The sequence below is a fragment of the Sphingosinicella sp. CPCC 101087 genome (genome assembly GCF_004151485.1).
Classification (GTDB): domain Bacteria; phylum Pseudomonadota; class Alphaproteobacteria; order Sphingomonadales; family Sphingomonadaceae; genus Allosphingosinicella.
This window is the reverse complement of sequence record NZ_SBFF01000011.1, coordinates 41703-67521: the sequence shown is the minus strand read 5'-3', so window position 1 is coordinate 67521 and position 25819 is coordinate 41703. Positions and strand designations below refer to the sequence as shown.

General features: G+C 67.3%; 20 protein-coding genes and 1 other RNA gene. 8 read left to right on the top strand and 13 right to left on the bottom strand.

Annotated elements, in window-relative coordinates:
• Positions 1-29: 29 nt before the first annotated feature.
• Positions 30-1037, top strand: coding sequence for an amidohydrolase family protein (locus tag EKM57_RS17240; RefSeq protein WP_129793767.1), 1008 nt, complete (start codon positions 30-32; stop codon positions 1035-1037).
• Here the strand turns inward: EKM57_RS17240 and EKM57_RS17235 are convergent.
• The 8 genes from EKM57_RS17235 to EKM57_RS17200 all read right to left on the bottom strand — a co-directional run bounded on the left by EKM57_RS17235 (position 1034) and on the right by EKM57_RS17200 (position 13517).
• Positions 1034-2728, bottom strand: a complete 1695-nt coding sequence (locus tag EKM57_RS17235; RefSeq protein ID WP_206185483.1) for an FAD-dependent oxidoreductase — start codon at positions 2726-2728, stop codon at positions 1034-1036. The two genes, EKM57_RS17240 and EKM57_RS17235, sit on opposite strands and share 4 nt — an antisense overlap.
• Positions 2729-2744: 16 nt before the next feature.
• The gene (locus EKM57_RS17230) at positions 2745-5669 is read right to left on the bottom strand and encodes a TonB-dependent receptor domain-containing protein (protein ID WP_129793766.1); all 2925 of its coding nucleotides are present in this window, start codon (positions 5667-5669) and stop codon (positions 2745-2747) included.
• A 158-nt stretch (positions 5670-5827) separates the two neighbouring features.
• On the bottom strand, positions 5828-7495 hold the full coding sequence (locus tag EKM57_RS17225; protein ID WP_129793765.1) for an MFS transporter: 1668 nt from the start codon (positions 7493-7495) through the stop codon (positions 5828-5830).
• A 102-nt stretch (positions 7496-7597) separates the two neighbouring features.
• On the bottom strand, positions 7598-8668 hold the full coding sequence (gene rodA / locus EKM57_RS17220) for a rod shape-determining protein RodA (protein WP_243451124.1): 1071 nt from the start codon (positions 8666-8668) through the stop codon (positions 7598-7600).
• Between the two features lie 44 nt (positions 8669-8712).
• A complete protein-coding gene (mrdA, locus tag EKM57_RS17215) occupies positions 8713-10656 on the bottom strand; it encodes a penicillin-binding protein 2 (protein WP_243451110.1) in 1944 nt (647 codons plus the stop codon).
• A gap of 16 nt (positions 10657-10672) precedes the next feature.
• Positions 10673-11188, bottom strand: coding sequence for a rod shape-determining protein MreD (gene mreD, locus EKM57_RS17210; RefSeq protein ID WP_129793763.1), 516 nt, complete (start codon positions 11186-11188; stop codon positions 10673-10675).
• Between the two features lie 49 nt (positions 11189-11237).
• Positions 11238-12293 carry a rod shape-determining protein MreC gene (gene mreC / locus EKM57_RS17205; protein WP_129793762.1) on the bottom strand — a complete coding sequence of 352 codons (1056 nt, stop codon included), beginning with the start codon at positions 12291-12293 and terminating at the stop codon, positions 11238-11240.
• Positions 12294-12473: 180 nt separating this feature from the next.
• On the bottom strand, positions 12474-13517 hold the full coding sequence (locus EKM57_RS17200; protein ID WP_129793761.1) for a rod shape-determining protein: 1044 nt from the start codon (positions 13515-13517) through the stop codon (positions 12474-12476).
• A 150-nt stretch (positions 13518-13667) separates the two neighbouring features.
• Between EKM57_RS17200 and mutL the strand changes: the two genes are divergently transcribed.
• Both mutL and EKM57_RS17190 read left to right on the top strand, forming a co-directional pair.
• On the top strand, positions 13668-15476 hold the full coding sequence (gene mutL, locus EKM57_RS17195; protein ID WP_129793760.1) for a DNA mismatch repair endonuclease MutL: 1809 nt from the start codon (positions 13668-13670) through the stop codon (positions 15474-15476).
• 13 nt (positions 15477-15489) lie between these two features.
• Positions 15490-16044 carry a GNAT family N-acetyltransferase gene (locus EKM57_RS17190; RefSeq protein WP_243451123.1) on the top strand — a complete coding sequence of 185 codons (555 nt, stop codon included), beginning with the start codon at positions 15490-15492 and terminating at the stop codon, positions 16042-16044.
• Positions 16045-16172: 128 nt separating this feature from the next.
• On the opposite strand, the gene EKM57_RS17185 is transcribed toward EKM57_RS17190, so the two are convergent.
• From EKM57_RS17185 to EKM57_RS17175, 3 genes are all read right to left on the bottom strand, one after another.
• The gene (locus tag EKM57_RS17185) at positions 16173-16445 is read right to left on the bottom strand and encodes a hypothetical protein (RefSeq protein ID WP_129793758.1); all 273 of its coding nucleotides are present in this window, start codon (positions 16443-16445) and stop codon (positions 16173-16175) included.
• A 122-nt stretch (positions 16446-16567) separates the two neighbouring features.
• Positions 16568-16914, bottom strand: a transfer-messenger RNA (tmRNA) gene (gene ssrA / locus EKM57_RS17180).
• 315 nt (positions 16915-17229) lie between these two features.
• Entirely contained in the window at positions 17230-17718 is a 489-nt protein-coding gene (locus EKM57_RS17175) for a GNAT family N-acetyltransferase (RefSeq protein WP_129793757.1), read from the bottom strand.
• 432 nt (positions 17719-18150) lie between these two features.
• On the opposite strand from EKM57_RS17175, the gene EKM57_RS17170 reads away from it, so the two are divergent.
• From EKM57_RS17170 to EKM57_RS17155, 4 genes are all read left to right on the top strand, one after another.
• Complete coding sequence (locus EKM57_RS17170; protein WP_129793855.1) at positions 18151-19659, top strand: YifB family Mg chelatase-like AAA ATPase; 1509 nt, start codon at positions 18151-18153, stop codon at positions 19657-19659.
• Positions 19660-20102: 443 nt separating this feature from the next.
• Positions 20103-20717 (top strand): TetR/AcrR family transcriptional regulator, encoded by a 615-nt coding sequence (locus tag EKM57_RS17165; protein WP_129793756.1) that lies wholly within the window; start codon positions 20103-20105, stop codon positions 20715-20717.
• 36 nt (positions 20718-20753) lie between these two features.
• A complete protein-coding gene (locus EKM57_RS17160; RefSeq protein ID WP_129793755.1) occupies positions 20754-21197 on the top strand; it encodes an SRPBCC family protein in 444 nt (147 codons plus the stop codon).
• Positions 21198-21301: 104 nt separating this feature from the next.
• Entirely contained in the window at positions 21302-21604 is a 303-nt protein-coding gene (locus tag EKM57_RS17155; RefSeq protein ID WP_206185481.1) for a nuclear transport factor 2 family protein, read from the top strand.
• Between the two features lie 217 nt (positions 21605-21821).
• Here the strand turns inward: EKM57_RS17155 and EKM57_RS17150 are convergent, their stop codons facing one another.
• Together EKM57_RS17150 and EKM57_RS17145 are read right to left on the bottom strand one after the other, a co-directional pair.
• Positions 21822-22613 carry a LytTR family DNA-binding domain-containing protein gene (locus EKM57_RS17150; RefSeq protein ID WP_206185480.1) on the bottom strand — a complete coding sequence of 264 codons (792 nt, stop codon included), beginning with the start codon at positions 22611-22613 and terminating at the stop codon, positions 21822-21824.
• Complete coding sequence (locus EKM57_RS17145) at positions 22610-23710, bottom strand: sensor histidine kinase (RefSeq protein WP_129793753.1); 1101 nt, start codon at positions 23708-23710, stop codon at positions 22610-22612. Before EKM57_RS17145 ends, EKM57_RS17150 begins: the two co-directional genes overlap by 4 nt.
• A gap of 134 nt (positions 23711-23844) precedes the next feature.
• Between EKM57_RS17145 and EKM57_RS17140 the strand changes: the two genes are divergently transcribed.
• On the top strand, positions 23845-25767 hold the full coding sequence (locus EKM57_RS17140) for a TonB-dependent receptor domain-containing protein (RefSeq protein WP_129793752.1): 1923 nt from the start codon (positions 23845-23847) through the stop codon (positions 25765-25767).
• Positions 25768-25819: the final 52 nt, after the last annotated feature.

Genomic DNA, 25819 nt, shown 5'->3' with positions numbered 1-25819 from the left:
GGGGCCGAGGCCCGGGACGGAGAGGAAATATGGTGCAGGACCGCAGGATCATCGACGTTCATACCCACATGTTCACGCCCGAATGGGTGCGGCTGCTGAAGGAGAATCCGGACCCGAACGTCCGCATCGTTCCGGGCACTCCCCACGAGATCGTCGACTATCGCGGCGCCCCGATCGTTCGCCTGTCGCCGGAGATGACCGATTTCGATCTGCGCATGGAGGCGATGGATCGCGATTCGATCGACGTTTCGATCATCAGCCTGACCTGCCCCAACGTCTATTGGGGAAGCCGCGAGCTCAGCATCGCCGCTGCGCGGCAGGTGAATGACGATTTCGCCGCAGCCGAGCGCAAATATGGCAAGAGGATCCGCTGGATGGCCTCCTTGCCGTGGGAATATCCCGAAGATGCGGTCGCGGAGCTGGAACGCGCTAAAGGGATGGGGGCGGTCGGCGTGTGCCTTCTCACCAACATCCTTGGCCGGCACCTGACCGATCCGGATTTCGAGCCGATCTGGACGGCGATCGAGGCGAGCGGGCTTCCGGCCTTCATCCATCCGACCACGCCGTTCATCGACGCCGCCACGCTTGGTCTCGAAGGCTTCGGCCTGTCCAACACGGTGGGCTTCATGATGGACACGACCGCCTGTTTCGCGCGCATGATCCTCGACGGCTTCGTCGATCGACATCCGAAGCTGGACCTCATCGCCTGTCACGGTGGCGGCACCTTGCCCTACCTGATCGGCCGCTTCGACCAGATGTGGCACCGATCCCGGAGCGTTCGGAAGGTCTTTTCGCCGCCAAGCACCTATCTGCGCCGATTCTGGTTCGACGCCATCGTCTACGACCAGAATGCGCTCGACCTCCTGGTAAAGCAGGTCGGCGCCGATCGCATCATGTTCGGGTCCGATTACCCGTTCCTGATCGCCGACGCCGAGGGCGTCACGAGGCGCGTGTCCGCGCTCGCGCCGGAAGCGCAGGCGCCGATCTTTTCTGAGAACGCCGCCGGACTGTTCGGGATAGGAGAGGATGACGCCTAGTCGCCGGCGCTCACCAGCTTCACGATTTTCTCCGGATCGCCCGGAAGATGGTGGCCGCGCCACGCGATGTGGCGATCCGGGCGGACGAGCAGCAGCGGGTGGCGATATTCGGCGGGCGCCGCCGACTGGTCGAGGTCGAGAAGCGTGATCGGAACGCCGCGCTCCGAAGCCGCTTTCAGCACGCCATCGGCGACAACGTCGCGGTCCATTCGGATCAGGGTGAAGTCGGCGCCTAGCGCGTCGTAAAGCGACCGTCCGTCGGACAGCGTGAAGTGGGGAAGCCGGCAGCCCGGCGCGGTCGATGGCGTGAAATCGTACATCGAATAGTCCGGCGGGGCCTCGCCATCATAGACGATGATGGGCGAGCGATCGTAATAATAGCCGAAGTTGAGCCCGCCGCAGCAGAATTGCTGGACGTTGAGCTCGTAGAGCGCCTTGCCGGCCGCTGCCCGTACTTCCTCCCCCGGACTGCCCGGCTGCTCGATCTCCGCGGGAACATGCTTGCGGTCGGCCATGACCCGGAAGGCGTGATCCATTGCGAAGCGTGAGACCTGGTCGCTGATCGGGCGGCGCTCGGCCTCGTAGGCGTCCAGGATCGCGGGTCCCGCCCAGCCATGAAGATGGGCGGCGAGCATCCATGAAAGGTCCATCGCCGAGGCGATGCCGGCATTCATGCCATAGCCGGCCATCGGCACCCACAATTGCGCCGCGTCGCCGCAGATGAAGACGCGTCCCTTCCGGAAGCGATCGGCGACGAGCCGCCTAGCCGTCCAGTCTTCGTGGGCGATCACTTCATAGTCGAAGTCCGATCCTACGCCGAGAATATCGCGGATCGCTCGGTCGCGATCGACCGAAGCATAGGTCTCGCCGGGTAGAAGGCTGTTGTGCACCAGCCACGTCTCCTGTCCGTCGATCGCGAGCACGGAGCCGCATCGTCGAGGATTGTTGGCGATCGTCATCCAGGCCGGATCGTGGCGGAGGAGCCCCCGCAAGGTGGGCGCGCGGATGAAGGTCGACTGGACGTCGTACAGCCGTGGCGTGCCTTCGAAGGCGGCGCCGATATGCTTGCGCACCAATGAGCGCGCGCCGTCGCAGCCGATCAGAAACCGGGCACGGAGGCGCTTCCGGTCCCCGGTTTCGAGATCCGTCGCGACGGCATCGATCCCCTGGTCGTCCTCCTCGATCGACTCGACGCGGGTACGGTTGAGGATGGTCACTCGGCGTCGCCGTTCGAGATGATCGAACAACACCGGCTCCATGTCGATCTGGTTGAGGCGGTGCGGAGGCTCGGGCGTCGGCCACCAGGTGTCTGGCCCGCCGGTCGCGGTGAGACGATCGCGGCGGCAGGGAATGACGATCCGCGCCAGCTCATATTCCGCCACCATCGCCGTCCGGAATGCGACGTCGTTCGGATGGTCGAATGGCAGGCCTCGTGTGTCGCGCAGCGCATCGGCGACTCCGAGGCGCCGGAACGTCTCCATCGTCCGCGCCGAGATATGGTTGCATTTGACCGATGGGGGTTCGCGCCGCGCCCGCGTCTCGACGACCACGACATGGACCCCGCGGTCGGCGAGATCCATCCCCAGGGTCATGCCTACCGGACCGGCACCGACGATGATGACGTCGGCCTCGCCGGCGCCGATCGTGCGCGGCGGGGGGGTCCGGGGCTCGGTCGAATCGCGCCCGTTCACGGCCGCCTTTCCCGGGTCAGAAGGTCAGCCTCGCCCCCGCGCGATAGCCCCGGCCCGTCTGGTCGAAGAAGATCGGGTTCGTATAGGCGTTGCCCGGCGCGAGCGGCGGATCCACATCGAACAGGTTGGTGACCGCCATGAAGAACTGGATCTTGCGGCTGTCCTCGGAACCGACGGTGAAGCGGGCGGTGAGATTGAAGGTGAGGAAATCGTCCACCGTATTGTCGTTGATGCTGTTCGGAAGCGTCGGCGAATAGTCCGGATCGTCCGGACCGATGAGCGACGCGTCATAGCTTCCGGAGGGGATGTAGCGGCCCTGCAGGGTGACGCCATAAGGTCCCTGGTCGTAGCTCAAGGTGGAATCGATCGTATATTTGGGAACGCCGATCGGGCCGCTGACCTGGCGCCCCGTCTGGCCCGCGCGGTCGATCGCGCCGGTGCTGTCGACCTGGATCAGATCGAAGGTGCGATTGGCAAGGGTCCGGAAGGCGAGGGTTCCGCCGCTGTCGAAACGGTGAACATAGTCGAGCTCGATGTCTATGCCCCGGGTCTTGACCTGGTTCACGTTGAGGAACTGGTCGGTCACCGACACGATCAGGTTCGTCACCGGGTCGCGCGCGATCAAGGCGCAATATTCCTGGCCGCCGGCAGCGCAGCGGTCCGCGATCGTCTGCGCGCCGACGAGGTCGATCGCGTCCTCGATCTTGATGTCGTAATAGTCGACCGAAAGCCGCAGGCGCGGAAGGAAGCTGGGCTGAAGGACGGCGCCGACGGTGAAGGTGTCGGCGATCTCGGGGTCGAGGTCCGGATTGCCGCCCCGGAAGATCCGCGTCAGCACCTGCGTGTTCGTGACGACGTCGAAGACCGAGGTCTGAAGGCCGGCGAGCGGGCTGAACAATTCGCTTGGATTGGGGGCGCGGATGTCGCGCGAGCGGGTGGCGCGGAGGCGAAGCCCGGCCACCGGCTCGTAGACGCCGCCGACCTTCCACGTCCAGACGGTCCCGCTGGTGCTGTAGTTGGTGACGCGGGCGGCGGCGTTGAGCTCCAGCCGCCTGGCCATGGGCAGGTCGCGCAGCAGCGGGACGATCGTTTCGGCATAGCCCTCGACCACCTCGACCGGGGATGGATCGAAAGCCGAAGCGTTGCTGACGAAGAAGCCGTTCTGCAGCGAGATCGGGTCGGCCGTGCCGCTGATCTGCTCGCGCCGATACTCGCCGCCAAAGGCGACCGAGACCGGACCGGAGCCGAAATCGACCAGATTGCCCTGCACGTTCGCGGCGACGACGTGCTGCTCGAGGGTCGTGTCCTGGATCGAGGTACCGAACGTATAGTCCTTCGCGCCCTGGGACCATTGGTACTGGCCGAACAGGTTGAGCGGGACGCAGCCCGCCGCAGCCGCCCTGACCGCCGGATCGGGACTCAAGGTGGCGCGGCAGACGATGTTTCCGTCCGGACCCCGCACCGCGTCGATCGCCCGGTTGAAGTTGGCCGTGATGCGGTTGTTGCTGACGACCTGCTTCGCGTCGGTGCGGCCATATTGGTAATAAGCGTCGGCGCTCCAGTCGTTGCCGAGCTCGACATCCACGCCGGCGGCGCCGCGGAAGGTCTCGGTCGTGTTGAGCCCCATGGCGAGGCCGAGATCCTGGCCGACACGCCCGATCGTGATCGACGGGATGGCGAGCGCAACCATCTGGTCCCGGATCGACTGGGGAATGTACGGATTGTCGACGCGCATGACGAGATTGGTGTCGCGGGTCTGGGATCCGGGGGTGACCACCTTCACCCGGCCGAAGGAGAGGTCGGTGAAGAACGTGGCCGGGCCCGCTTCATATTCGGCATGGCCGTAGAGCGCGTAACGCTCGACCGGCACTTCGATGACGCCGCCGGAGCGGAAGGCATTCTGACCATGGCCGCTTCCGCCTTGCATGAACAAACCGGCAAACTGACCGTAGACGAAGGGGATCGGCGTGCCGTCCGGCGCGAACTGGATACCGCGAAGCGGGCCGGGGCTGTTGATGAGGCCCCCGTAGGTCTGGGTCGCGGTGTGGACGTCATTGGCGATGATGCGCGCCGGCTGGCCGTTGGTGGCGAAGCCGGAATTGGTCAGCACCTGCCATTCCTGGGCGCAGAGCGAATAGCCGTAGCAGCCGCCGATTCCGTCGCTGTCGTTATATTCGCCGCCGACGACGACATGGCCACGTCCGCCGGCAAAGCTGGTGCCGGCGGCAAGCGCGAACAGGCGTTCGCCATCGTCCCCACGCTCGGAGATCCCGGCCTGCACGTTGGCGCGCACGCCCTGCAACCGGTTGTTGAGGATGAAGTTGACGACGCCGGCGACGGCGTCCGAGCCGTAGGCGGCCGAGGCGCCGCCGGTGACCAGTTCGACCCGGTCGATCAGGATGCTCGGGATGAGGTTGGTGTCGACGCTTCCGTTCGCCGTGCTTGCGATGAAGCGCCGGCCGTCGACCAGGACGAGCGAGCGCGGCGCACCGAGCCCGCGAAGGTCCACGGTACGGGCGCCGCCGGTGCCGATCGAGACGCCCTGGGTCGTGGGCGACGTGGTCGGCCGGAAGGAGGGGAGCTGGGCGAGCACTTCGCCGGCATTGGTCGCTGCCAGTTCCTCGAAGCGCGAAGCCCCAACCACGGTCACGGGCGTCGGCGCCGAGAAGCCGCTGCGCGCGATGCGCGATCCGGTGACGACGATATTTTCCGAAGCTGCCGCCGCTTCGGCATCGCTGCCGGCGGGCGTCTGCGTCCCGGCTCCCGTCACATCCGATCCGGCATCCTCGGCTTCGCTGCTCGGCGCAACCGGCTGACCAGGGGCGGAACTCGTCGCCTGCGCTCCGGCCGCTGCCGGCGTCGCGATCAGGGCGAAGGCGCAGACATGCGCCGCGAGCTGCAAGCGCGAACGGCTTCGCGCGCCAAAGGTCCGCCTGTTCATCGATCGACTCTCCCTGTCCAACGGGCCGCTTGGCCGGCCGTCGATTTTGTTCAGACGTCTTACCAAATGCCGTTGATCAGTCAACGAGGTTGTCGAGCGGCGGAGAGGGGGACGGGCGCCCCATGCCGGAAGGCGGCTTGGAGGAGCGGCTGGGCTCGCTAGCGGTCGATCTCCCGCTTTCGGGTCTCCGGCAGGAAAAGGGCGCCGATCAGCACCGTCGCCGCCGCGATCGCGACAGGATACCAGAGGCCGTAATAGATGTCCCCCGTCGCGGCCACCATGGCGAAGGCGGTGGTCGGAAGGAAGCCGCCGAACCAGCCGTTGCCGATATGGTAGGGCAGCGACATGGAGGTGTAGCGGATCCGAGCCGGAAACAGCTCCACGAGCATCGCCGCGATCGGGCCGTAGACCATGGTCACATAGAGGACGAGGATGGTGAGGATCAGCACGACCCTCGGTTTGTCGATCGAGTCGGGGTCCGCTTCGCTCGGGTAGCCGGCTGCCGTCAGCGCCGTCTGGCCTTCGTTCTGGAAGGCTCCGATTGCCGCCGCTCGGGCTTCGTTGGTCATCCGGGCGGGATCGGGCGCCGCTATCTCGACGCCGCCGATCCGAAGTCGCGCGACTGTTCCCGCAGGGGCGGCGACATTCTCATACGGCACGCCGGCACGGGCGAGCCAGGATTTCACGATATCGCAGCTGCGGCGGTCGAAGCGGTTGCGCCCGATCGGGTCGAACTGCACGGAGCAGTCGTCCGCGTTGGCGATCACCGTGACCGGCGCCCGCGCCTGGGCGGCGCTGAGCGCCGGGTTGGCGGCATCGGCGAGAGCGTGGAACAGTGGAAAGTAGGTCAAGGCGGCGAGCGCGCAGCCGGTCAGGATGATCGGCTTGCGTCCGATCTTGTCGGAGAGCCAGCCGAACAGGATGAAGGCGGGCGTGCCGATGGCCAGCGCGATCGCGATCATGATGTTCGCCGTCGCGCCATCGACCCGCATCATCCGCTCGAGGAAGAAGAGCGCGTAGAACTGGCCCGCATACCAGACCACCGCCTGGCCCGCGACGGCGCCGAACAGGGCGATCAGCACCCATCGCAGGTTCCCCCAGCGGGCGAAGGCCTCCGTCAGCGGAGCCTTGGATGTCGTGCCTTCCGCCTTCATCCGGCGGAATACCGGGCTCTCCTCGAGCTGCAGCCGGATCCATAGCGACACGGCGAGCAAACCCAGCGAGATCAGGAAGGGCAGGCGCCAGCCCCACGCGGCGAAGGCTTCCTCGCCGAGCCAGGTGCGGATGCCGATCACGACCAGGAGTGCCGCGAAAAGCCCTAGGGTCGCGGTCGTCTGGATGAAGCTCGTATAGAGGCCGCGCCGGTGGTTGGGCGCATGCTCGGCGACATAAGTGGCGGCGCCGCCATATTCGCCGCCGAGCGCCAGCCCCTGAATGAGCCGCAGCACGACCAGCATCACCGGCGCGGCGACTCCGATCGAGGCATAGCTCGGCAGCAGTCCGACGGCGAAAGTCGAGAGGCCCATCAGGCCCATCGTGACGAGGAAAGTGTTCTTGCGCCCGACCAGGTCGCCGATCCGCCCGAACAATATCGCGCCGAATGGCCGCACCGCGAAGCCGGCGGCGAAGGCCGCCAGCGCGAAGATGAAGCCGGTCGTCTCGTTGACGCCCGAGAAGAACTGGGCGGAGATGATCGCGGCGAGCAGCCCGTACAGGTAGAAATCGTACCATTCGAACACGGTGCCGAGCGAGGAAGCGGTGATCACCAGCTTTTCGCTCTGTGCCGGCTTCCGATGCTTCGGCCGCTCCACCGCCTCGTCCCTCATCCCCTGCGCCCTATCCCGTTATCGCTGGCGTGAGCGTTACCATATGAGCGGGCGAGAGGAAGCCTCTCCAGCGGGCCGCGGCGGGCCTGAGGAGCCGTGAGCTCAGTCCGGCTGACGGCGGCGCGGGTCGAGGCGGTTCTGCCGGTCGATCGACATCATGATCCCGAGGCAGATCATGATCGTCATCATCGCCGACCCGCCATAAGAGATGAGCGGCAGCGGGATGCCGACGACGGGTGCGAGCCCCATCACCATCATCAGATTGATCGCGACGTAGAAGAAGATCGTCATGGTGAGCCCCGCGGCGGTCAGCCGCTCGAACCGCCCTCGCGACGCCAGCGCCACGCTGGTTCCCCACTTGAGCAGGAGGGCGAAGCCGAAGATGACGATCAGTCCGCCGAGAAGGCCCCATTCCTCGGCCATGGTGGCGAAGATGAAGTCCGTGTGGGGCTCGGGCAGGAAGGCGAAATGGCTTTGGGTGCCCTGGAGGAAACCGTTGCCGGTGAGCCCGCCGGACCCGATCGCGATCTTGGACTGGGTGATGTGATAGCCGGTGCCGAGCGGATCGGCCTCCGGATCGAGGAAGATCATGATCCGGTTGCGCTGATAGTCGTGAAGCACGAAATTGTAGGCGAGCGGCACCGCTACCGCGGTGGCTGCGCCAGCGCCGATGAAATAGCGCAGCGGCAGGCCGGCGAGGAACATCACGGTCACCCCGCCCGTCGTGACCGCAATGGCGGTGCCGAGGTCCGGCTGAAGCATGACGAGGGCCGCCGGGAGGCCGATCAGCACCAACGCCGGCCACACCGCCATCCATTTGTTGATCTCGCGCGCCGGAAGCATGTCGTAGAAGCGCGCTACGGCCAGCACCACCGCCGGCTTCATCAACTCCGACGGCTGCAGCCGGATCGGCCCCAGGTCGAGCCAGCGCTGGGCGCCGCCGCCCATCGCGCCCATCGCCTCGACCAGCATCAGGAGGACGAGCACGCCCGCATAAGCGAGGAACGTCCACTCCTTGTAGAAGGTCGGACGAAAATAGGACATGCCGATCGCCATGCCGAGGAAGACGACGAAGCGAATTCCCTGCGGCATCGCCCAGGTCATCGCGCCGCCGGCCGCAGAATAGAGGACGAGCAGGCCGAAGCCGGTCAGGCCGCAAACGACGAGCAGCATCTTCCACGGCAAGGTGGTGAGGGGCGAGGGAATGTGGAGGCCTCTCACCCTGCCGCCTCCGAATCCTCGGCCTGGGTCGCACTGCGCGCCGCCCAGGCCTGCGCCCGGCGTTCCATCCGCTGGGCGATGTTGCCGCCCCATTGCGCCTCGAGCGCGTGGAGCGCGGTCATCGCCTTGTCCTTGTCGAACAGGTAGGTCATCACGTCCTTCGCCACGGGCGCGGCGGCCCGCGATCCGCCCATGCCGTGCTCGATCACCACGGCGCCGGCATAGATCGGCCGGTCCGCGGGCGCGAAGAAGACGAACAGGCCGTGGTCGCGGAAACGCCGCTCCCCGCCCTGGCCGCGCTGGCCGGCGGCGATCCGCCGCACCTGCGCCGTTCCGGTCTTGCCGGCCATTCTTATGTCGGGGAAGGGGAGGCGGCTGCGCCCGGCAGTCCCATGGCCGTTCACCACTTCGTCCATGCCGGCCCGGACCGTCGCGAAATATTCCGGATCGTAGGGCAGGTCCTGCGGCGGCGTTCCCTCGCCCTCGACGAGCCGCGGCCGGACGCGCTTGCCCGAGGCGATGCAAGCGGACATCGTCGCCAGCTGCAGCGGGTTCAGGATCACATAGCCCTGGCCGATGGACGCGTTCAGCGTGTCGGAGTCGGTCCAGTCGGCGCGCAGGAAGAGCTCCGGATTCTGGCCGTGCCGCCGCCGTTTCCATTCGCTGTCGGGAATGGTGCCGTAGCTTTGCGAGACGACTGGCAAGTCGAACTTCTCGCCGAGGCCCAGGCTCCGCGCGACAGGCGCGATCCGATCGAAGCCGATGCGCCGGCCCATCGCGTAGAAATAGGTGTTGCAGCTGCGCGCGATGGCGGTGTGCAGGGTCATCCCGCCGTGCCGGCCCAGGCAGCGGAAGAAGCGGTTGCCGAGCTGGTAACCACCCGGGCAGTTGACCCGTTCTTCAGGGTCCACCCCGGCCTCGAGCAGGGCCAGCGCCACGGACGGCTTCATCGTCGACCCGGGCGGATAGAGGGCGTTCAGCACCTTGTTGAGCAGGGGCTTGCGCTCGTCGGCGCGGAACATCTCCCATTCGTTATGGCCGATGCCGTCCGAGAAGCTGTTGGGATCGTAGGCGGGCATCGAGGCCATGGCGAGCAGATTGCCGCTATGGCAGTCCATCACGACGCAGGCGCCGGATTCTTCTCCCAGCCGGCGCGCCGCGAAGCTCTGCAGGCCGGCATCGATCGTCGTGCGGAGCGGCGGGCCGCTGACGTCGGGCAGGGTGCGAAGCTCCCGCACCAGCCGGCCCCGCGCGGTGACCTCGACCCGCGCCGCGCCGGGGCGCCCGCGCAGCCTCTGCTCCATCACCTGCTCGAGCCCCTCCTTGCCGATCTTGAAGCCGGGCGCGATCAGCAGTGGGTTCTTGTCCTCCGCTTCATATTCCTCCCGATTGGGCGTGCCGACATAGCCGATCAGGTGACCGACCGCCGCGCCTTCGGGATAGTAGCGGGAGAAGGCGCGCAGCGGCGACACGCCGGGCAGTTCGGGAAGACGCAGGCTCACCGCCGCGAACTTCTCGAAGCTGAGATGCTCGACGACGGGCACCGGCTGGAATCCGGCCGCCGCCTCGAGGCCGCGCCGGATCCGATCGATGTCCTCGGGGGTGAGCTCGAGCAGGCGCGTGAGTTCGGCAATCACCCGCTCCGGATCCTCGAGACGGTCGGGGATGAGGTCGACCCGGTAGTCGCTTCGGTTGACCGCCATCGGATGGCCGTGGCGGTCGACGATCCAGCCCCGACGCGGCGGGATCAGCCGCATCTGGATGCGGTTCTCCTCGGCCATGTCGGCGTAGCGCTGGTTCTGGGCGATGGCGATATAACCTTGGCGGCCCACCAAGACGGCGGCGAGCCCGGCCTGCGCGGCGCCGATCACGACCGCCCGGCGCGAGAACATCGCCGCCTGCGAGGTTTCGGTGACCAGGGGAAGCTTGGGGCGTTTCACCGCGCGTTCGTCCCGCTCATCGCATCAGCCGCCACCGGTCGAGCGCCAGTACGACGCGCGCCGCAAGCGGATAAGCGAGGATGGTGAGAACGATCTGGGGTACCATGATGGTGAAGGCGATGTCGCTGCCCATGATCAAAGCGATGTACCAGGCGCCGATCGAGTGGAAGAGAATCGCTCCCGCCGCGATCAGCCAATCCATCATATAATCGCGGAATCCCAATCGGGTATCGATAAGATCGAAGACCAGGAAAAGGCTGGTCCACAGCAGCATGGACTGGCCGAGCGGGTGGCCGACGACGAGGTCGGCGATCAGCCCAAGGCCGAGCGCCATGCGTGCCGTCCAGATCTCCGGCCGAAGCAGGCGCCAGGTGATCAGTAGCAGGAATCCGAAATCGGGAAGGAGCGGCGAGGTCGAAACGATCGGCAGCAGCGCGAGCAGGATCGCCGCGATGGTCGAGAGCAGCGGCACGTGTCGCCGCCGCAGGTCGAAGACGGCAACCTCGGCCTCGGATCCGGCAATGCGGTTCATCGGTCCATCTTCCCGAGAGCCGGAGGGCGGGTGGCAATCGCCCGCGGCTTCATCCTTGCGGCTCCGGTCGCGCCGGCGGCTGGGCGGGCACTGCCGGCGGTCGGACGAACTGGCCCGGCTGTGGGTCCTGGAGCGCAGGCTGGTAGTTGGGATTGCGCTGCAGCGGTTCCGGGGTGGTTTCGAGGGCCGGCGCGCCCGGGGGCGGGCCGGAAACCGGGCCGCTGGGATTGGCCGGCTGCGCGTCCTCGAGCTCGCCGGCCGCCGCCGGCTGGTAGATCGGCTGGACGATCGCGGCCTCCGTCCGGGCCGGGTCGGCGAGCGGGCGGGCGATCGCCGTGTCGCCTTCGAGCCGCACCACTCGCGCCACCGGGACACCGGGCGGGAAGATGCCGCCGATGCCCGACGTCACCACGATGTCGCCGCCTCGGAACGGATTGACCCCCACCTCGAGCGTGCGCAGCTCGATCGTGCCGTCGCCCCGGCCGACGGCGAGCGCCGGCACGTTGTTGCGCAGCGACCGGACCGGCACGCTGCTCGCTCCGTCGCTGACCAGAAGCACGCGCGACGCCCAGCGGCCGGCCTCAAGCACCCGGCCGATCAGCCCATCGGCCGACCGGACCGGCTGACCGACCCGCACGCCGTCGCCGGCGCCGGCGGACAAAGTGGCGAGGCGCCGGGCGCTGCCGTAGCTCGACCCGACGATGCGCGCGACGGTGATCTCGTCCTCGGTCTGGCGGGCGAGGCCGAGCAGCGCGCGAAGCTGCGCATTTTCGGCTCGGGCGGTCTGAGCTGCGACCAGATCGCGCCGCGTTTGCTCGAGCTCGCGCCGGAGACTCGCATTTTGCGATCCGGCCCGGAAGTAAGCGGACACGCCTTCGCCAATGCCGCTGAAGAATTGGGTGACGCTGCGCCCGCCGGCGCTTACCGGGGCCGTCGCGTCGAGTGCCGCGCCCTTTATCGCCGAGAAGCCCCGCGGATCGACGACAGCGATCGCGAGCAGCAGCAGGGCGACGAGGATCCCGGCGACGGCGACGGCATAGCCGAACAGCAGCCCATATTGCGCCTTGCGCGAGAAGCCGGTGCGCCGGTGCGGGGGCGGCGGCATGGCGGTCAGACCTTCAGGAGGGCGGCGAGCCTCTCCCCGCGATGGGGAAAAGCCGGGATGGCGGAACGACGGTGAAGACGGCTGGGCGGCAGGCGGACGGGCCAGACCGGGCTATCGGTTCCTGCCGAGCTCGCCGGCCGCCATTGCCGATACGCCGTTCCGGCCAACTCGCCCAAGACCCTAGGCCGTCTGGAGCACGCCGCGGAAGACTTCCTCCTCCATCGCCCGGCCGGTGCCCAGGGCGACGCAGGTGGGCGGGTCGTCGGCGACGGTGACCGGAAGGCCCGTCTCGTCGCGAAGCACCTCGTCGAGGCCCTTCAGGAGCGCGCCGCCACCAGTCAGGACGATACCCTGGTCGACGATGTCGGCCGCGAGCTCGGGCGCGGTATTCTCGAGCGCGATCCGGACACCCTCGACGATCGTGCCGACAGGCTCGGACAAAGCCTCCGCGATCTGGCGCTGGTTGATCGTGATCTCCTTGGGCACGCCGTTGACCAGGTCGCGGCCCTTGATGTGGACCGTCTCGCCATCGCTGCCGTTGGGCGGCGGTTTGGCGATTCCGACCTGCTTCTTGATCCGCTCGGCGGTAGCCTCGCCGATCAGCAGATTGTGGTTGCGCCGGACGTAGGAGGAGATCGCCTCGTCCATCTTGTCGCCGCCGACGCGGACCGACGTTGTGTAGGCGAGGCCGCGCAGCGAAAGCACCGCCACTTCGGTGGTGCCGCCGCCAATGTCGACGACCATCGATCCGATCGGTTCGGTGACCGGCATGTCGGCGCCGATCGCAGCGGCCATCGGCTCCTCGATCAGATAGACCTGGCGGGCGCCCGCATTGGAGGCCGCGTCGCGGATCGCGCGCCGCTCGACCGAGGTCGAGCCAGAGGGCACGCAGATGACGATCTCGGGCCAGCGCGGGAAGCGGCGGCGGCCGTGCACCTTCTGGATGAAGTGCTTGATCATCTGCTCGGCGACGTCGATGTCGGCAATGACGCCGTCGCGCAAGGGCCGGATCGCTTCGATCTGATCAGGCGTCTTGCCCATCATCAGCTTGGCGTCGTCGCCGACCGCCTTGACCCGCTTGACGCCGTTGATCGTCTCGATCGCCACGACCGAGGGCTCGTTGAGGACGACGCCACGACCGCGGACGTAGACCACCGTATTGGCGGTCCCGAGGTCGATCGCCATGTCGTGCGAAGGGAAGCGGAATATGTTGAAAAGGGACATGCTTGGTTGAGCTCTCGTGCCTGGAGTGGCGGTCGACCCGTTAATGACCGGACAACCCTAATATTCCCCTAGTCGAAGTCGCCGTACCCGGTCCATAGGAAGTGCGGCGCGGTCTCGCGGGCCGGCGCGGCTTCGTATAGAGCAGGATCGATGTCAATAAGGCGCCTGCCCGAACAGCTCGTCAATCGAATTGCCGCCGGTGAGGTGGTCGAAAGGCCGGCCAGCGCCTTGAAGGAACTGGTCGAGAATGCGATCGACGCCGGCGCGGCGCGCGTCGCCGTCTCGCTGGCCGGCGGCGGGATCACCCGGATCGAGGTTGCCGACGACGGTTGCGGCATGACTCCGGACGACCTCGCGCTCGCGCTCGAGCGCCACGCTACGTCCAAGCTTCCGGGCGATGAAATCGACCGGGTCGAGACACTCGGCTTCCGGGGCGAGGCGCTGCCGTCGATCGCCAGCGTCGCCCGGCTCACGATCGAGAGCCGGGTGCGCGGGGCCGACGGCTGGTCGCGCATCGTCGACAACGGACGGCGGGTCGGGGAGGGGCCTGCGGCGCTGCCGCCCGGTACCCGGGTCACCGTCGAGGACCTGTTCGGCAAGGTCCCGGCGAGGCGCAAGTTCCTGCGCAGCACGCGGTCCGAATATGCCGCCTGCCTCGACGTCGTGAAACGGCTCGCCATGGCGCGGCCCGACATCGGCTTCAGCCTCGACCATGATGGCCGCCGAATCGTCTCGGCCCAGCCGGGCGAGGACCGCCCGGCGCGGGTGGCGGCGCTGACCGACCGGGCGCTCGCCGACAACAGCCTCGCCATCGATTATGCCCGCGGGCCGGCGCGGCTCGGCGGCGTCGCCGGCCTGCCGACCTTCAATCGCGGCGTCGCCGACCATCAATATCTGTTCGTCAATGGCCGGCCGGTGAAGGACCGGCTGCTGATCGGCGCGGTGCGGGCGGCCTATCAGGACCTGCTCGCGCGCGATCGCCACCCGGTGCTGGCCCTGTTCATCGACCTTCCCGGCGAGGAGGTCGACGTCAACGTCCATCCCGCCAAGACCGAGGTCCGCTTCAGGAATCCGGCCGGGATTCGCGGTTTGATCGTCGGTGGTCTGCGGCACGCGCTCGACGCCGCCGGCCACCGCAGCGCGCAGCGCCCGAGCGCGGCGGCGCTTGGAGCGTGGCAGAGCGAAGGTGCCGTCCCTTCGGGAGAGGATCTGGGGTGGGGGAGCAGGAACGCACATAATCTGTTCGCCTCACACGTACCGGCCCCACCCCGTTACCCCGGTTCCGAAGGGGAGGGGCCGAGGGTCAACGACCCTCGTGATTCCTACGCCCCCCAAGCACGCGCCGAGAGGGCCACCGAGGCTCCGCCCGAGGCGCGCACCTATCCTCTCGGCGTGGCCCGCGGCCAGGTTGCCGCCACCTATATCGTCGCAGAGGCAGAGGACGGGCTGGTGCTGGTCGACCAGCATGCCGCCCACGAGCGGCTGGTGCTCGAGCGTATGCGCAAGGCGATGGCGAATGGCGGAGTCGCTCGCCAAGCCCTGCTGCTGCCCGAGGTGGTGGAGCTGGACGAGCCGGGGTGCGACCGGATCGAGGCGCGGATTCCCGAGCTTGCCGAGATGGGCCTCGAGGTCGAGCGCTTCGGCCCGCGCGCGGTCCTCGTCCGAGCGACTCCGGCCCTGCTCGGCGCCGGCGACGTGAAGGGCCTGATCACCGACCTGGCCGACGAGCTCGCCGCCTTCGACGAGGCGCTGAGCCTGAAGGAGAGGATCGACCATGTCGCCGCGACGATGGCCTGCCACGGCTCGGTCCGCGCCGGCCGCATCCTTTCGGTCGCCGAGATGAACGCCCTGTTGCGCGAGATGGAGGTCACCCCACATAGCGGCCAGTGCAATCACGGCCGCCCGACCTGGGTGAAGCTTGCCCATGGCGACATCGAGAAACTGTTCGGACGCAAGTGAGAGTTTGAGCGGAGTGCGGCAGGCCGACTTCGTCTTTCACGAGGTCGACCGTGTTCGCTGGGCGGACCTGGAGTCTCTGTTCGAAGGTCGCGGCGGTCCGAGCTATTGCTGGTGCATGGCCTGGCGCGCGAAAGGCGCCGAAGCGGCGCGCATGAAGGGCCCGGAGCGCAAGGCCGCGCTCGAGCGGCTGGTCCGCGACGGCGTGCCGATCGGGATCATCGGCTATCTCCACGATGAGCCGGTGGCCTGGTGCTCGATCGCCCCGCGCCCGACCTATCGACCGCTCGGCGGCCCGGTCGTGGCCGGCGAAGCGGACGAAGCGGTCTGGTCCCTGGTTTGCTTCTACGTGAAGCGGGGGCTGCGCGGCCAAGGAATGGGCCACCGTCTGCTCGAGGCGGCGATCGCTCATGCCCGCGCCGAGGGCGCGAAGGTGATCGAAGCCTATCCGGTCGACCCGGATTCCCCGAGCTACCGCTTCATGGGTTTCGTGAGCGCCTTCGAAGCGGCGGGTTTTCGCGAGGTGGGACGCGCCGGCAGCCGCCGCCACGTCATGCGGCTGGCGCTGTAGCGGCGCTGCCTGGCGCCGAGGGATGGCAGCCCGGTCGCCGGTCCGGTCGCACTTCGACGGGAAGAAGGTGTCTGAGACTGCGCCCGATCGGTTCCGACTTTCTCAAGGCCTAGCGGTCGCGCCGACGATCATTCGCCGGAATTCTCCTCCGCATTCGCCTCTGCGTCCGCTTCGCCTGCATTGCCCTGGTCCAGGCTGTTCATCAGCGTGTCGACCTCGTTCTCCAGCCTCGCTTCGGCGGCGCCGACTTCGTTTTCGACCTGCGCCTCGAAGGCGCGGGCCTTGTCCTGGATTTCGGCGGCCTGGCGCTCGAACCTGTTGGCGACCGGCTCCTCCTCACGGCTGCATGCCGAGAGCAACACGGCCGCGGCAGCCGGCAGGATCAGGATGGCAAGGCGCATATTCGTCTCCTCGGAACCATTTTCGGGCCGTCGAGGCGAAGAGGCAAGGGGGGAGGGAGAGGAAAGGGGAGGGGGGGGAAGGGAAGTGGGGAGCTTCTGTTGCCCGGTGCTCCCCGTACCGCTGGTGTCCCATTCTGTTGCCCGGTTGGGCCCGAACCGCGCTTTTGTCTTTGTAACTCAGTCCGTGAGGACCTTGTTACGCAGCAATCGCGAGCGCCTCGTTGTCGTTGGCACTTGTGGTTTTGAGCCTTTTACGGGTTACTCAGCCCGGGCGAAAACAGCGCTTTTGAACACACGTCGATCCTGGTTCGGCCCCGTCAGAACCGGCCCTTGTACAGGGCCGCTTTTGGTGGAGCCGCCGGGTACTGCCCCCGGGTCCGCTGCGTCTATTATACGCTGCACTTTATCGCCATAGCCGGCCGAAGCCGGCACCTCCCTATATAGGCAATAAGCGCGTGATGTGAAGTGAGCGGCGTGCGGACGGACTTCAGGAGGGATCCGCCGGCGGGGCGCCATCGGGGCGGGACTCCCGCTTCAGGTTGGGCCGCGCGCGAACCTGAAGCTCCTCCTCGCGCAACTTCACGTGATACTCCTCCCGGGGGCGCCTCCGATACCGGTGCGGCAATCGTTGGAGAAGTTCCGGGATCAGGGCGAGTGCTACCGCCAGCCCCGCAATCACGAGGGCAATGATCAATGCGGATTGGTAAATGCCCATAAAGAATCCCTAAGCCGGTCGCAGACGCGCACAAGTCCTAATGCAAGAACCCATGATATAGACTTTTGCTCATTCCAGACCGGCGAAAGCCGGCGGATAGTCGATTCTGCCCCCGGCTGCCGGGAGCGGTGGGGCGAGCGGGAGGAGCATCAGGTAAGGACCCGCATAAGGCGAGGCGAAGCAAGCGGCGAGATCGGCGCGGAAGCCGAAGCGGCCATAATAAGCGGGATCGCCGAGCACGAATGCCGCGTCCCATCCGCCGGACCGGGCGAGCGCGAGCGCATCCCCGATCAGAGCGGCGCCGACACCGCTTCGCTGCCGCTCCGGCGCGACTGAGACCGGCCCCAATCCGAGCGCGCGGAACGGGGCGGACATGCGCGAAAGGAGGACATGGCCGGCAAGTTCCCCCTCCGCTTCCGCGACAAGCGAGACGACCGAATCTCCGTCGGCGCGAAGCCGCTCGACCAGCCGTGCCTCGTCCGGCCGTCCGAAAGCGCGTTCGATCACGGAGGCGATGGCGGCTTCGTCGCCCGGCCGCTCGGGGCGGATCCTGCTCATGGAGCTGCCCTAAACCCCTAGCCGAGCCGTGTCACCGAACGCCCGACCTCGGTCCTTGCGCTTCCCGCGCTCGTTCATCCGAGGCATCCTTTTCCTGCCGAACTTGACGAAATTGACACCGTATCGCGCGCGAGCGCTCGCGCACACGCGCGAGGAGCCCGGCCACGCCTCCTCGCAGCCGAAATGCGCGGCGAGGCCACAGGTGAAGCCATGCCGCCGCGGCGCCCTCAACGAGGTTCGTTCACGATTTCAAGGAGCATCGGGCCCTTCCGCGTCCGAACGGATCCGTGTCCGGTTGTCTAGCCGAAGGCGGCCGGATTGTCAAGACAAAAGGTGAACATCGACGTCGGGCACGGCCGGATTGCCCATCGCCTCGACATTTGGAAAAGGGAGTCCCACGATGAGGACGAAGGTGCGGGGGGAAAGTTCCGAATGGTCGCGCATGTCGCCACTGTGGCATTTCTGGGTGTGGAGGCACGTGCGGTCGAGGTACAGGTGCAGATCGCCAGCGGGCTGCCCAAGTTCCTCGTCGTCGGACTTCCCGACAAAGCGGTCGGCGAGAGCCGCGAGCGGGTCCATGCGGCGCTCGCCGCGATCGGACTTGCGCTTCCGCCCAAGCGGATCACGGTCAACCTGTCCCCCGCCGATCTCCCCAAGGAAGGCTCGCATTACGACCTGCCGATCGCGCTCGGCCTGCTCGCCGCCATGGGCGCGATCGACCGCGAGACCCTGGCCGGCTATGCGGCGATCGGCGAATTGAGCCTCGACGGGCGGATCGCGCCGTCGCCGGGCGTCCTGCTCGCGGCGCTCCACGCTTCCGGCAAGGGGCTCGGCCTGATCTGTCCGGCCGCGCAGGGGCCGGAAGCGGCCTGGGCGGGCGATGTCGAACTCATCGCGGCACCCGACCTCATCGCTTTGATCAACCATTTGCGCGGCCGGTCGGTGCTGGTGCCGCCGAGTCCCGGCGAAGCCGAGCCTGTCGGGACCGGGCCGGATATGAGGCAGGTCAAGGGCCAGGAGAGCGCCAAGCGCGCTCTCGAGATCGCCGCGGCGGGCGGCCACAATTTGCTGATGATCGGCCCGCCTGGCGCCGGCAAGTCGCTGCTCGCGGCCTGCCTGCCCGGAATTCTTCCCGAGCTCACGCCGGCCGAGGCGCTCGAAGTCTCGATGATCGCGAGCGTTGCCGGCGAATTGAAGGACGGCCGGCTGATCCGGACGCGGCCGTTCCGCGCGCCGCACCACAGCGCGTCGATGCCGGCCCTGGTAGGCGGAGGACTCAAGGTTCGGCCGGGCGAGGCCAGCCTTGCCCATCTGGGGGTGCTGTTCCTGGACGAACTGCCGGAATTTCAGCGGCAGGCGCTCGATTCGCTGCGTCAGCCGCTCGAGGCGGGAACCGTCCAGGTCGCGCGCGCCAACGCCCATGTCACCTTTCCCGCCCGGGTCCAGCTCGTCGCGGCGATGAACCCGTGCCGCTGCGGCCATCTCGGCGATCCGGCGCTCGCCTGCTCGCGGGCGCCGCGCTGCGCCGCCGACTATCAGGCGCGCGTATCGGGGCCGCTGCTCGATCGCATCGACCTTCATGTCGAGGTGCAGGCGGTCGCCGCCGCCGACCTGGCCCTGCCGCCGCCAGCCGAGGGCTCGGCCGAGGTGGCGGGCCGGGTGGCGGCGGCGCGCGCGATACAGACGGAGCGGTACGACGGGCATGCGGCCCGCACCAATGCGGAGGCGGATGGCGAGCTGCTCGACGCGGTGGCCACGCCCGACGATCCCGGCCGGCAACTCCTCGCCCAGGCCGCCGAGGCGATGCGCCTGTCGGCGCGCGGCTATCACCGGGTGATGCGGGTGGCGCGGACGATCGCCGACCTGTCGGGCAGCGAGGGGGTGGGGCGGGTCCATGTAGCGGAGGCGCTGAGCTACAGGCGGCAGGCGCCTCGGAATTGAGTGTGGTAGCTCCGTAACCAGCGCCCTCGGCTGACGCTCGGTTCCTCCGTACTTCGTTCGATCCACGGCCCCAGCTGCGGCTCGATGACGTTTGCAGGCCAGCCTCGGACGCGCGCCCGTTAGGCAATCCGGAGATGCCGCTCGCCTCCGGCACGGAGTGCGACCGTATCAAGCGCAGGGCGTGTCGGAGTGCGTCAACGGGCTTCGCCGCGGCGAAGGCAATTCGGCTGCCGTTCATCACGGAGACGCGCGGCAGGCTCTGCAGGTCGCCGCATTGGGCTCAAAGCCTGCCGTGCAGAGTGGCCTTGCAACCGCCGCAAGCAGTCCGACAGCAAAGCTGAGATCAACGTGCAGATCGAGCGGTCCGCCAGTTTCGGAAAGCAAGCTTTTCATGGCTTGACACCATACCAACCAGTCGGTATCCAGCACGCAAGGAGGAAGGAATGCCCAGCCCCACCGCAAAGCCGAACGCAAAGCTCAAGATCCTGGACGCGGCCCTGTCCGTAATCCGGGCCAAAGGCTATTCGGCGACCACGGTCGACGAGCTTTGCGCGACCGCCGGCGTCACCAAGGGCGCCTTCTTCCATCATTTCAAAAGCAAGGACGAGCTCGGCGTCGCCGCTGCGGAGCATTGGTCGGAGACGACCGGTGCTAAGTTTGCCGCCGCTCCGTACCACGACCATGCCGATCCGCTCGATCGCCTGCTCGCTTATGTCGCGTTCCGCAAGGCGCTGCTGCAGGGCGGCGTTCCGGAGTTCACCTGCCTGATCGGCACGCTGGTCCAGGAGACCTACGAGACCGTTCCGACCATCCGCGAGGCTTGCGATCGCAGCATCAGCGGCCATGCCGAGACGCTGGAAGCGGATATCGAAGCGGCGATGCGGGGTCGCGGCCTGTCATCCGAATGGACAGCCAAGTCGCTTGCGCTTCATATCCAGGCGGTCCTCCAGGGCGCCTTCATCCTCGCCAAGGCGAAAGGCGGGGCGGAGATCGCCGCCGACAGCATCGATCATCTCACCCGGTACCTGGAGCAGCTGTTCCGCCCGGCAAAGTCCTGAACGTCAGCAATCCCAACGCAGCAAAAGGAGCGTAAAATGCCTAATACGATCAAACTCCACCGCGTGTTCGCGACCAAGCCGGAGAAGGTGTATCGCGCCTTCCTGGAGCCCGACGCCGTCGCGAGCTGGCTCCCGCCCTACGGTTTCGTCTGCACGGTCCACGAGCTGGAGGCGAAGGTGGGCGGCACCCACAGGATGTCCTTCCGCAATTTCACGACCGGCAATGGCCACGCCTTCGGCGGCACCTATGTCGAGCTCGTGCCGGGGGAGCGCCTCGTCTATACCGACAAGTTCGACGACCCGAACCTGCCGGGCGAGATGCGCGTCACCGTGACCCTGAAGGCCGTTTCGGTGGGCACCGAAGTCGAGATCGTCCAGGAAGGCGTGCCGGACGTCATTCCGGCCGAGGCCTGCTACCTCGGATGGCAGGAATCCCTGCACAAGCTCGCCAGGCTCGTCGAGCCGGAGATCAACCCGTAGAGCGACACACCCCGGGGGCTGCAGGAAGGTTCCTGCGGCCCCCGCACCCCGCGGCCTCCCAGCGGTCGCCCGACCGCGGCAGGGGCTTCGCGATGGAGCCCATGATGACGAAAGACCGTTTCGACGATCCGGAAAGCGTGCGGACCGCCGAGATCCTGACGCGCTTCAACCAGCTGTTCCTGAGCCACGATCCGACGGCGCTGCAGGATCTGGTTGCCGACGATTGCGTGATCGAGAATACCCAGCCCGCGCCCGACGGCTCCCGCCATGAAGGCAAGGCCGCCTGCATCGCGCTGTGGACCGGGATCGCAACAAATGCGGATATCCGGTTCGAGACCGAATGCATCATCGCACGCGGCAAGGCGCTTACCAACGTTCCGGTCGCGCACGGCGACGCGCATTCTTGAGGTTCGTGTGCGAGTCCACGGGCGGTTTCGCCTCGGACCCTCGCCGGCCTGAAGCCTATGTCGAGCACGGCCCCGGACTCGGGCTCGTTGCCGATCGGTTCCCGGCGCATCTCGACGGCTCTTGAAGCAGCGCAGGCTCGACGACGGCCGCGCGGGCCTTGAAAACGCCTCATCCCCAGCCCTGTCCAGAGGTAGATGGATCGCCGGCGGCCGCTTTTCAGCCAACGCGCCAGTCGGTCGAAGATCGTCCCGCACCGGCCGCCGGCCGCTGCCGGCTTGCGATCAAGCGCGATTGCAGCGCCTTTCTGTAGCGCCGGCTCAAACGCAGCCGGACGCCGCAGCGCAGGAAGACCGCATAATCGCCCGAGCTTTGAAGCTCGAGCCCGACGACTCGCTCGAGGTTGACGATGGTCGAGCGGTGGATGCGGACGAAGGCGTCGCCGAGATCCCGTTCGAGCTCCTCCATGGTGCGGCGGATCGCATGCGTCTCCCGGCCGACGTGCAGGCAGGAATAATAGCTCGCGGCTTCCACCCAATCCACGTCCGGCACCTGGATGAAAAGCAGCCGGCCGGGCGCCTTGACGACGAGCCGGGGCGGCGCCTGGCGATGCGACGCGAGATAAGCGATCTTTTCCCTGGCGCGGGTCAGCGCCCTCGTGAAACGTGCGTCATCGAACGGCTTCAGCAGATAATCGAGTGCGCCGGCCTCGAAGGCACGCAGGGCATATTCGTCGTGCGCCGTGACGAAGATGATCGTCTGCGGACAATCGGTGCCGAGCAATTCCAGGACATCGAAGCCGCCGCATTCGGGCATCTGCACGTCGAGAAACAGGAGATCGGGCTTGCGGCGCCGAATGGCCTCGACGGCCTCGGCCCCCGAGGCGCATTCCCCGATCGATCCGACGCCCGGCTCGCGGCCCAGCAGGATCGTGAGATTGCGCCGGGCGAGCGGCTCGTCGTCGACGACGAGCGTGCTGATCGCGGCAGCGCGCCGATCGGACGACATCATCCGGCCTCCGCCAGCGGAAGGATCACGACCACTTCCACGCCGCCGCCCTGCGCTTTCTTCACCAGGAGATCGGCCGCGTCGCCGTGCATGATCCGCAGCCGCGAACGCAGATTGGCGAGGCCGACGCCGGCGCCGTTCGACTCCCAATCGGACGCGAAATCCGGGCCGTCATTATAGACGCTGAGGCACAGGGCCGCACCCTGTCTCGCCGCCGCGACGCGTATCTCTCCGCCCGCCACCCGGTCGGCGAGCCCGTGCTTGATGGCATTCTCCACCAGTGGCTGAAGCAGGAGGCTCGGGACCCGTGCGTGCATCAGCGGCTCCGGAATCTCCACGCTGCAGCCAAGGCGCTCCCCGAAGCGGAGCTTCTGGATGTCGATGTAGCGCTGAAGATATTCGACCTCCTCCGCGAGCGTCACCTCCGGTTTGTGATCCTGGGACGCGCGGCGAAGGATTTCGCTGAGGCCGACGATCATGTCGACTGCCGCCGCCTTGCGATCGTCGCGCACCAGCCCGGCGATGGAATTGAGCGTGTTGAACATGAAGTGCGGCTCCATCTGGCGAAGCAGCGCCGCGAGCTGGGCTTTCGAAAGGTCTTCGTTGAGCTGTGCGGTCTCGGTCACCTTGCGTGCGACCTTGTCCCTGGAGTCCACCAGATAGGTGACGGCCAGGATCAGCGCATAGGCGAACACGCAGATCAGCCCGTGAAAGATGAGTGTTGCGCTCAACGTGTCCCAGAAGGTCGGGGCCTGGCGATGGGCCCAGGGATTGAACAGCATGTGGAGGGCCGCGGACCACCCCTCCGCCATCAGGGTGATGGCGAAGAACGTCATGAGATGCGCCGCGATGCCGCGCGCCGTCGGCGCAGGGATGACCGGATGACGCTGTGCCAGCTCGATGACGAAGGGCGTGGCAAGCGCCCAGGGCAGCCAACCCGCCAGCTCGATCGCGAAGAGCAGGACTTCGCCGCCACGCCGCCCGATGGCGTGCTGGATGAAGATGGACTGGGTGGCCTCGAACATAGCGGCGGCGAACCAGAAGATGGCGACCCATCGCCAGCTGATCATCGGCGCGGGAGGGGCGGCTGCGTAGGTCATGCCGGCAACCTTAGTCCAAGTCGCGGAAAACGCCTCATCGATGCAGCGAACCGCCGGATGGCTGCAGCGAGCTGCCTTCTTCCCTGTGACCGGCGCCCGTAGGCTTGGCGCGGCAATGGCAGGGGAAGCATTTCATGAACGGCCTCGCGCTCCTTTCACGCGTCAGCGGGATCGCCTTGACCTACGCCGCCGCCGCGCCGGCGGCCGCTCAGGACAATGCCGTCAGCAGCGCTGCCGACGCGTTCGGCGAGCGTGCCGGGATCGAGCAATCGGGTCTCTATACCGAGAGCCAGGTTCGCGGCTTCGACCTCAACGACAGCGGCGCCTATCGCATAGACGACGCCTATTTCAGTCGCGGCGGAGCGCTGGACGACACGGTGCTGTCGGGCGTGAGCGTGCGCGTCGGCGTGAACGCCGCGCGCCTCCCTTACCCGGCGCCCTCGGGCGTCGTGAACTATCGGCTGCGCGAAGCCGGGCCGACGAACGAACTGCGACTGGGCGCCGGCCTTCGCGATTTCGGCACGAGCGTGGTTCAGGGCGACGTCTCGTTGCGCGACGGGGCGCTCAGCCTCGCCGGTGGTTTCGTATGGAGCCCGGTGCGGCAATATGCGCAAGGCTATAACGGCTCGAGCATCACCGCGGGCGCGGTCGTCGGCTGGAACGTCGCGCCCGGTCACCGGCTGCGGGCGTTCGCGTCGGTCAATGACCGCAAATATGACGGTGACTATGCGGTTATCGCCAGCGCGGGGGCCATGCCGCCGAACCTGCGGAAGCTGCACCAATATTCGCCGGCCTGGGCGTGGACTGCAGCCACGACCACCAACCTCGGTCTTCTCTACCGCGGCGAGCTTCACGGTTTCACCGTCGACGCCTCGGCCTTTCGCTCGTTCTGGGCCATCCACAATGCGGACAACACGCTGATCTCGTCGGACGCGCTGGGGAACGCTACCGCCACCACGCTGCGTACCCCGGAGCGGGACTGGAAGGTCTCGAATACCGGCGAAATCCGGCTGGGGCGCGCGTTCGATGCGGGCGATTTCGAGAACCACATCACCCTGTCGTTGCGCGGCCGCCACACCACCACCGAGCTCGCCTCCGCCCTCGCCATCCCGCTGGGCAGGTTCGACCTGACCACCGGTGACCCGCCGGAGGTGCCCGAACGCCCGTGGGCCGGCACGCGCGGCGAAGACATCGTCAAGCAATATACGATCTCCGCGGGCTATGGCCTGACCTGGCGCGATCGCGTGCAGCTGCGCTTCGGAGCGCACCGGACGCGCTATGACAAGACAGTGCACTCGACGTCCGGCGTGACGAGCGAGCGAATCAGCAACACGACCAACTACAATGTTTCCGCCGTCGTCAATCTGACCGACCGCCTCGCGCTGTTCGGGAGCTGGGTGACGGGCCTGGAAGAAAGCGGGTCGGCGCCCGCGACGGCGACCAACCGCGAGGAAGTCCTGCCGCCGGTGGAAGCCGAGCAATTCGAACTGGGCGCGCGCTACACCCTTTCCCCGCGGCTGACCCTGATCGCCGCGCTCTTCGACGTTTCGAAGCCCAGCCAGGGATTTCGTCTCGACCAGTCGTTCGGCGTCGTCGGGGAGGTTCGGCATCGCGGCTTCGAGACCTCGATCGCGGGGGAGCTCACTCCCAACATCGGCCTCCTCGCGGGCTTCGTCGCCTTCGACTCCAAGCTCACCGGCGCACTTGTGGATGCCGGCCTGGTCGGAACTCATGACGTGGGCGTCTCCCAGATCGTCGCGAATGCCACGATCGTACGCCGGTTCGGACCGAATTGGTCGCTGGATGCGACACTCAGCTACCTGGGGGAGCGCTGGGTCGACACGGCCAACACCTTCAAGGCGCCCGCCGTCACGACGCTCAGCCTGGGCCTACGCCACCGCTTCATGCTCGGCGGCCGTCCGGCCGACGTGCGCGTCCTAGGCTCGAACCTCCTCGGTGAGGAGGGCTATCTCGTCGCGTCGTCCGGGCTCCTGTCGCCGGTGGCCCCGCGAACGGTGCGAGCGGTGCTCACCATCGCCTTTGGTGCAAATGATTAGCCAGATTCGCGCAAGAGCCGGCGGCCGGTCATTGGGCCCAAGTCCGAGTGGG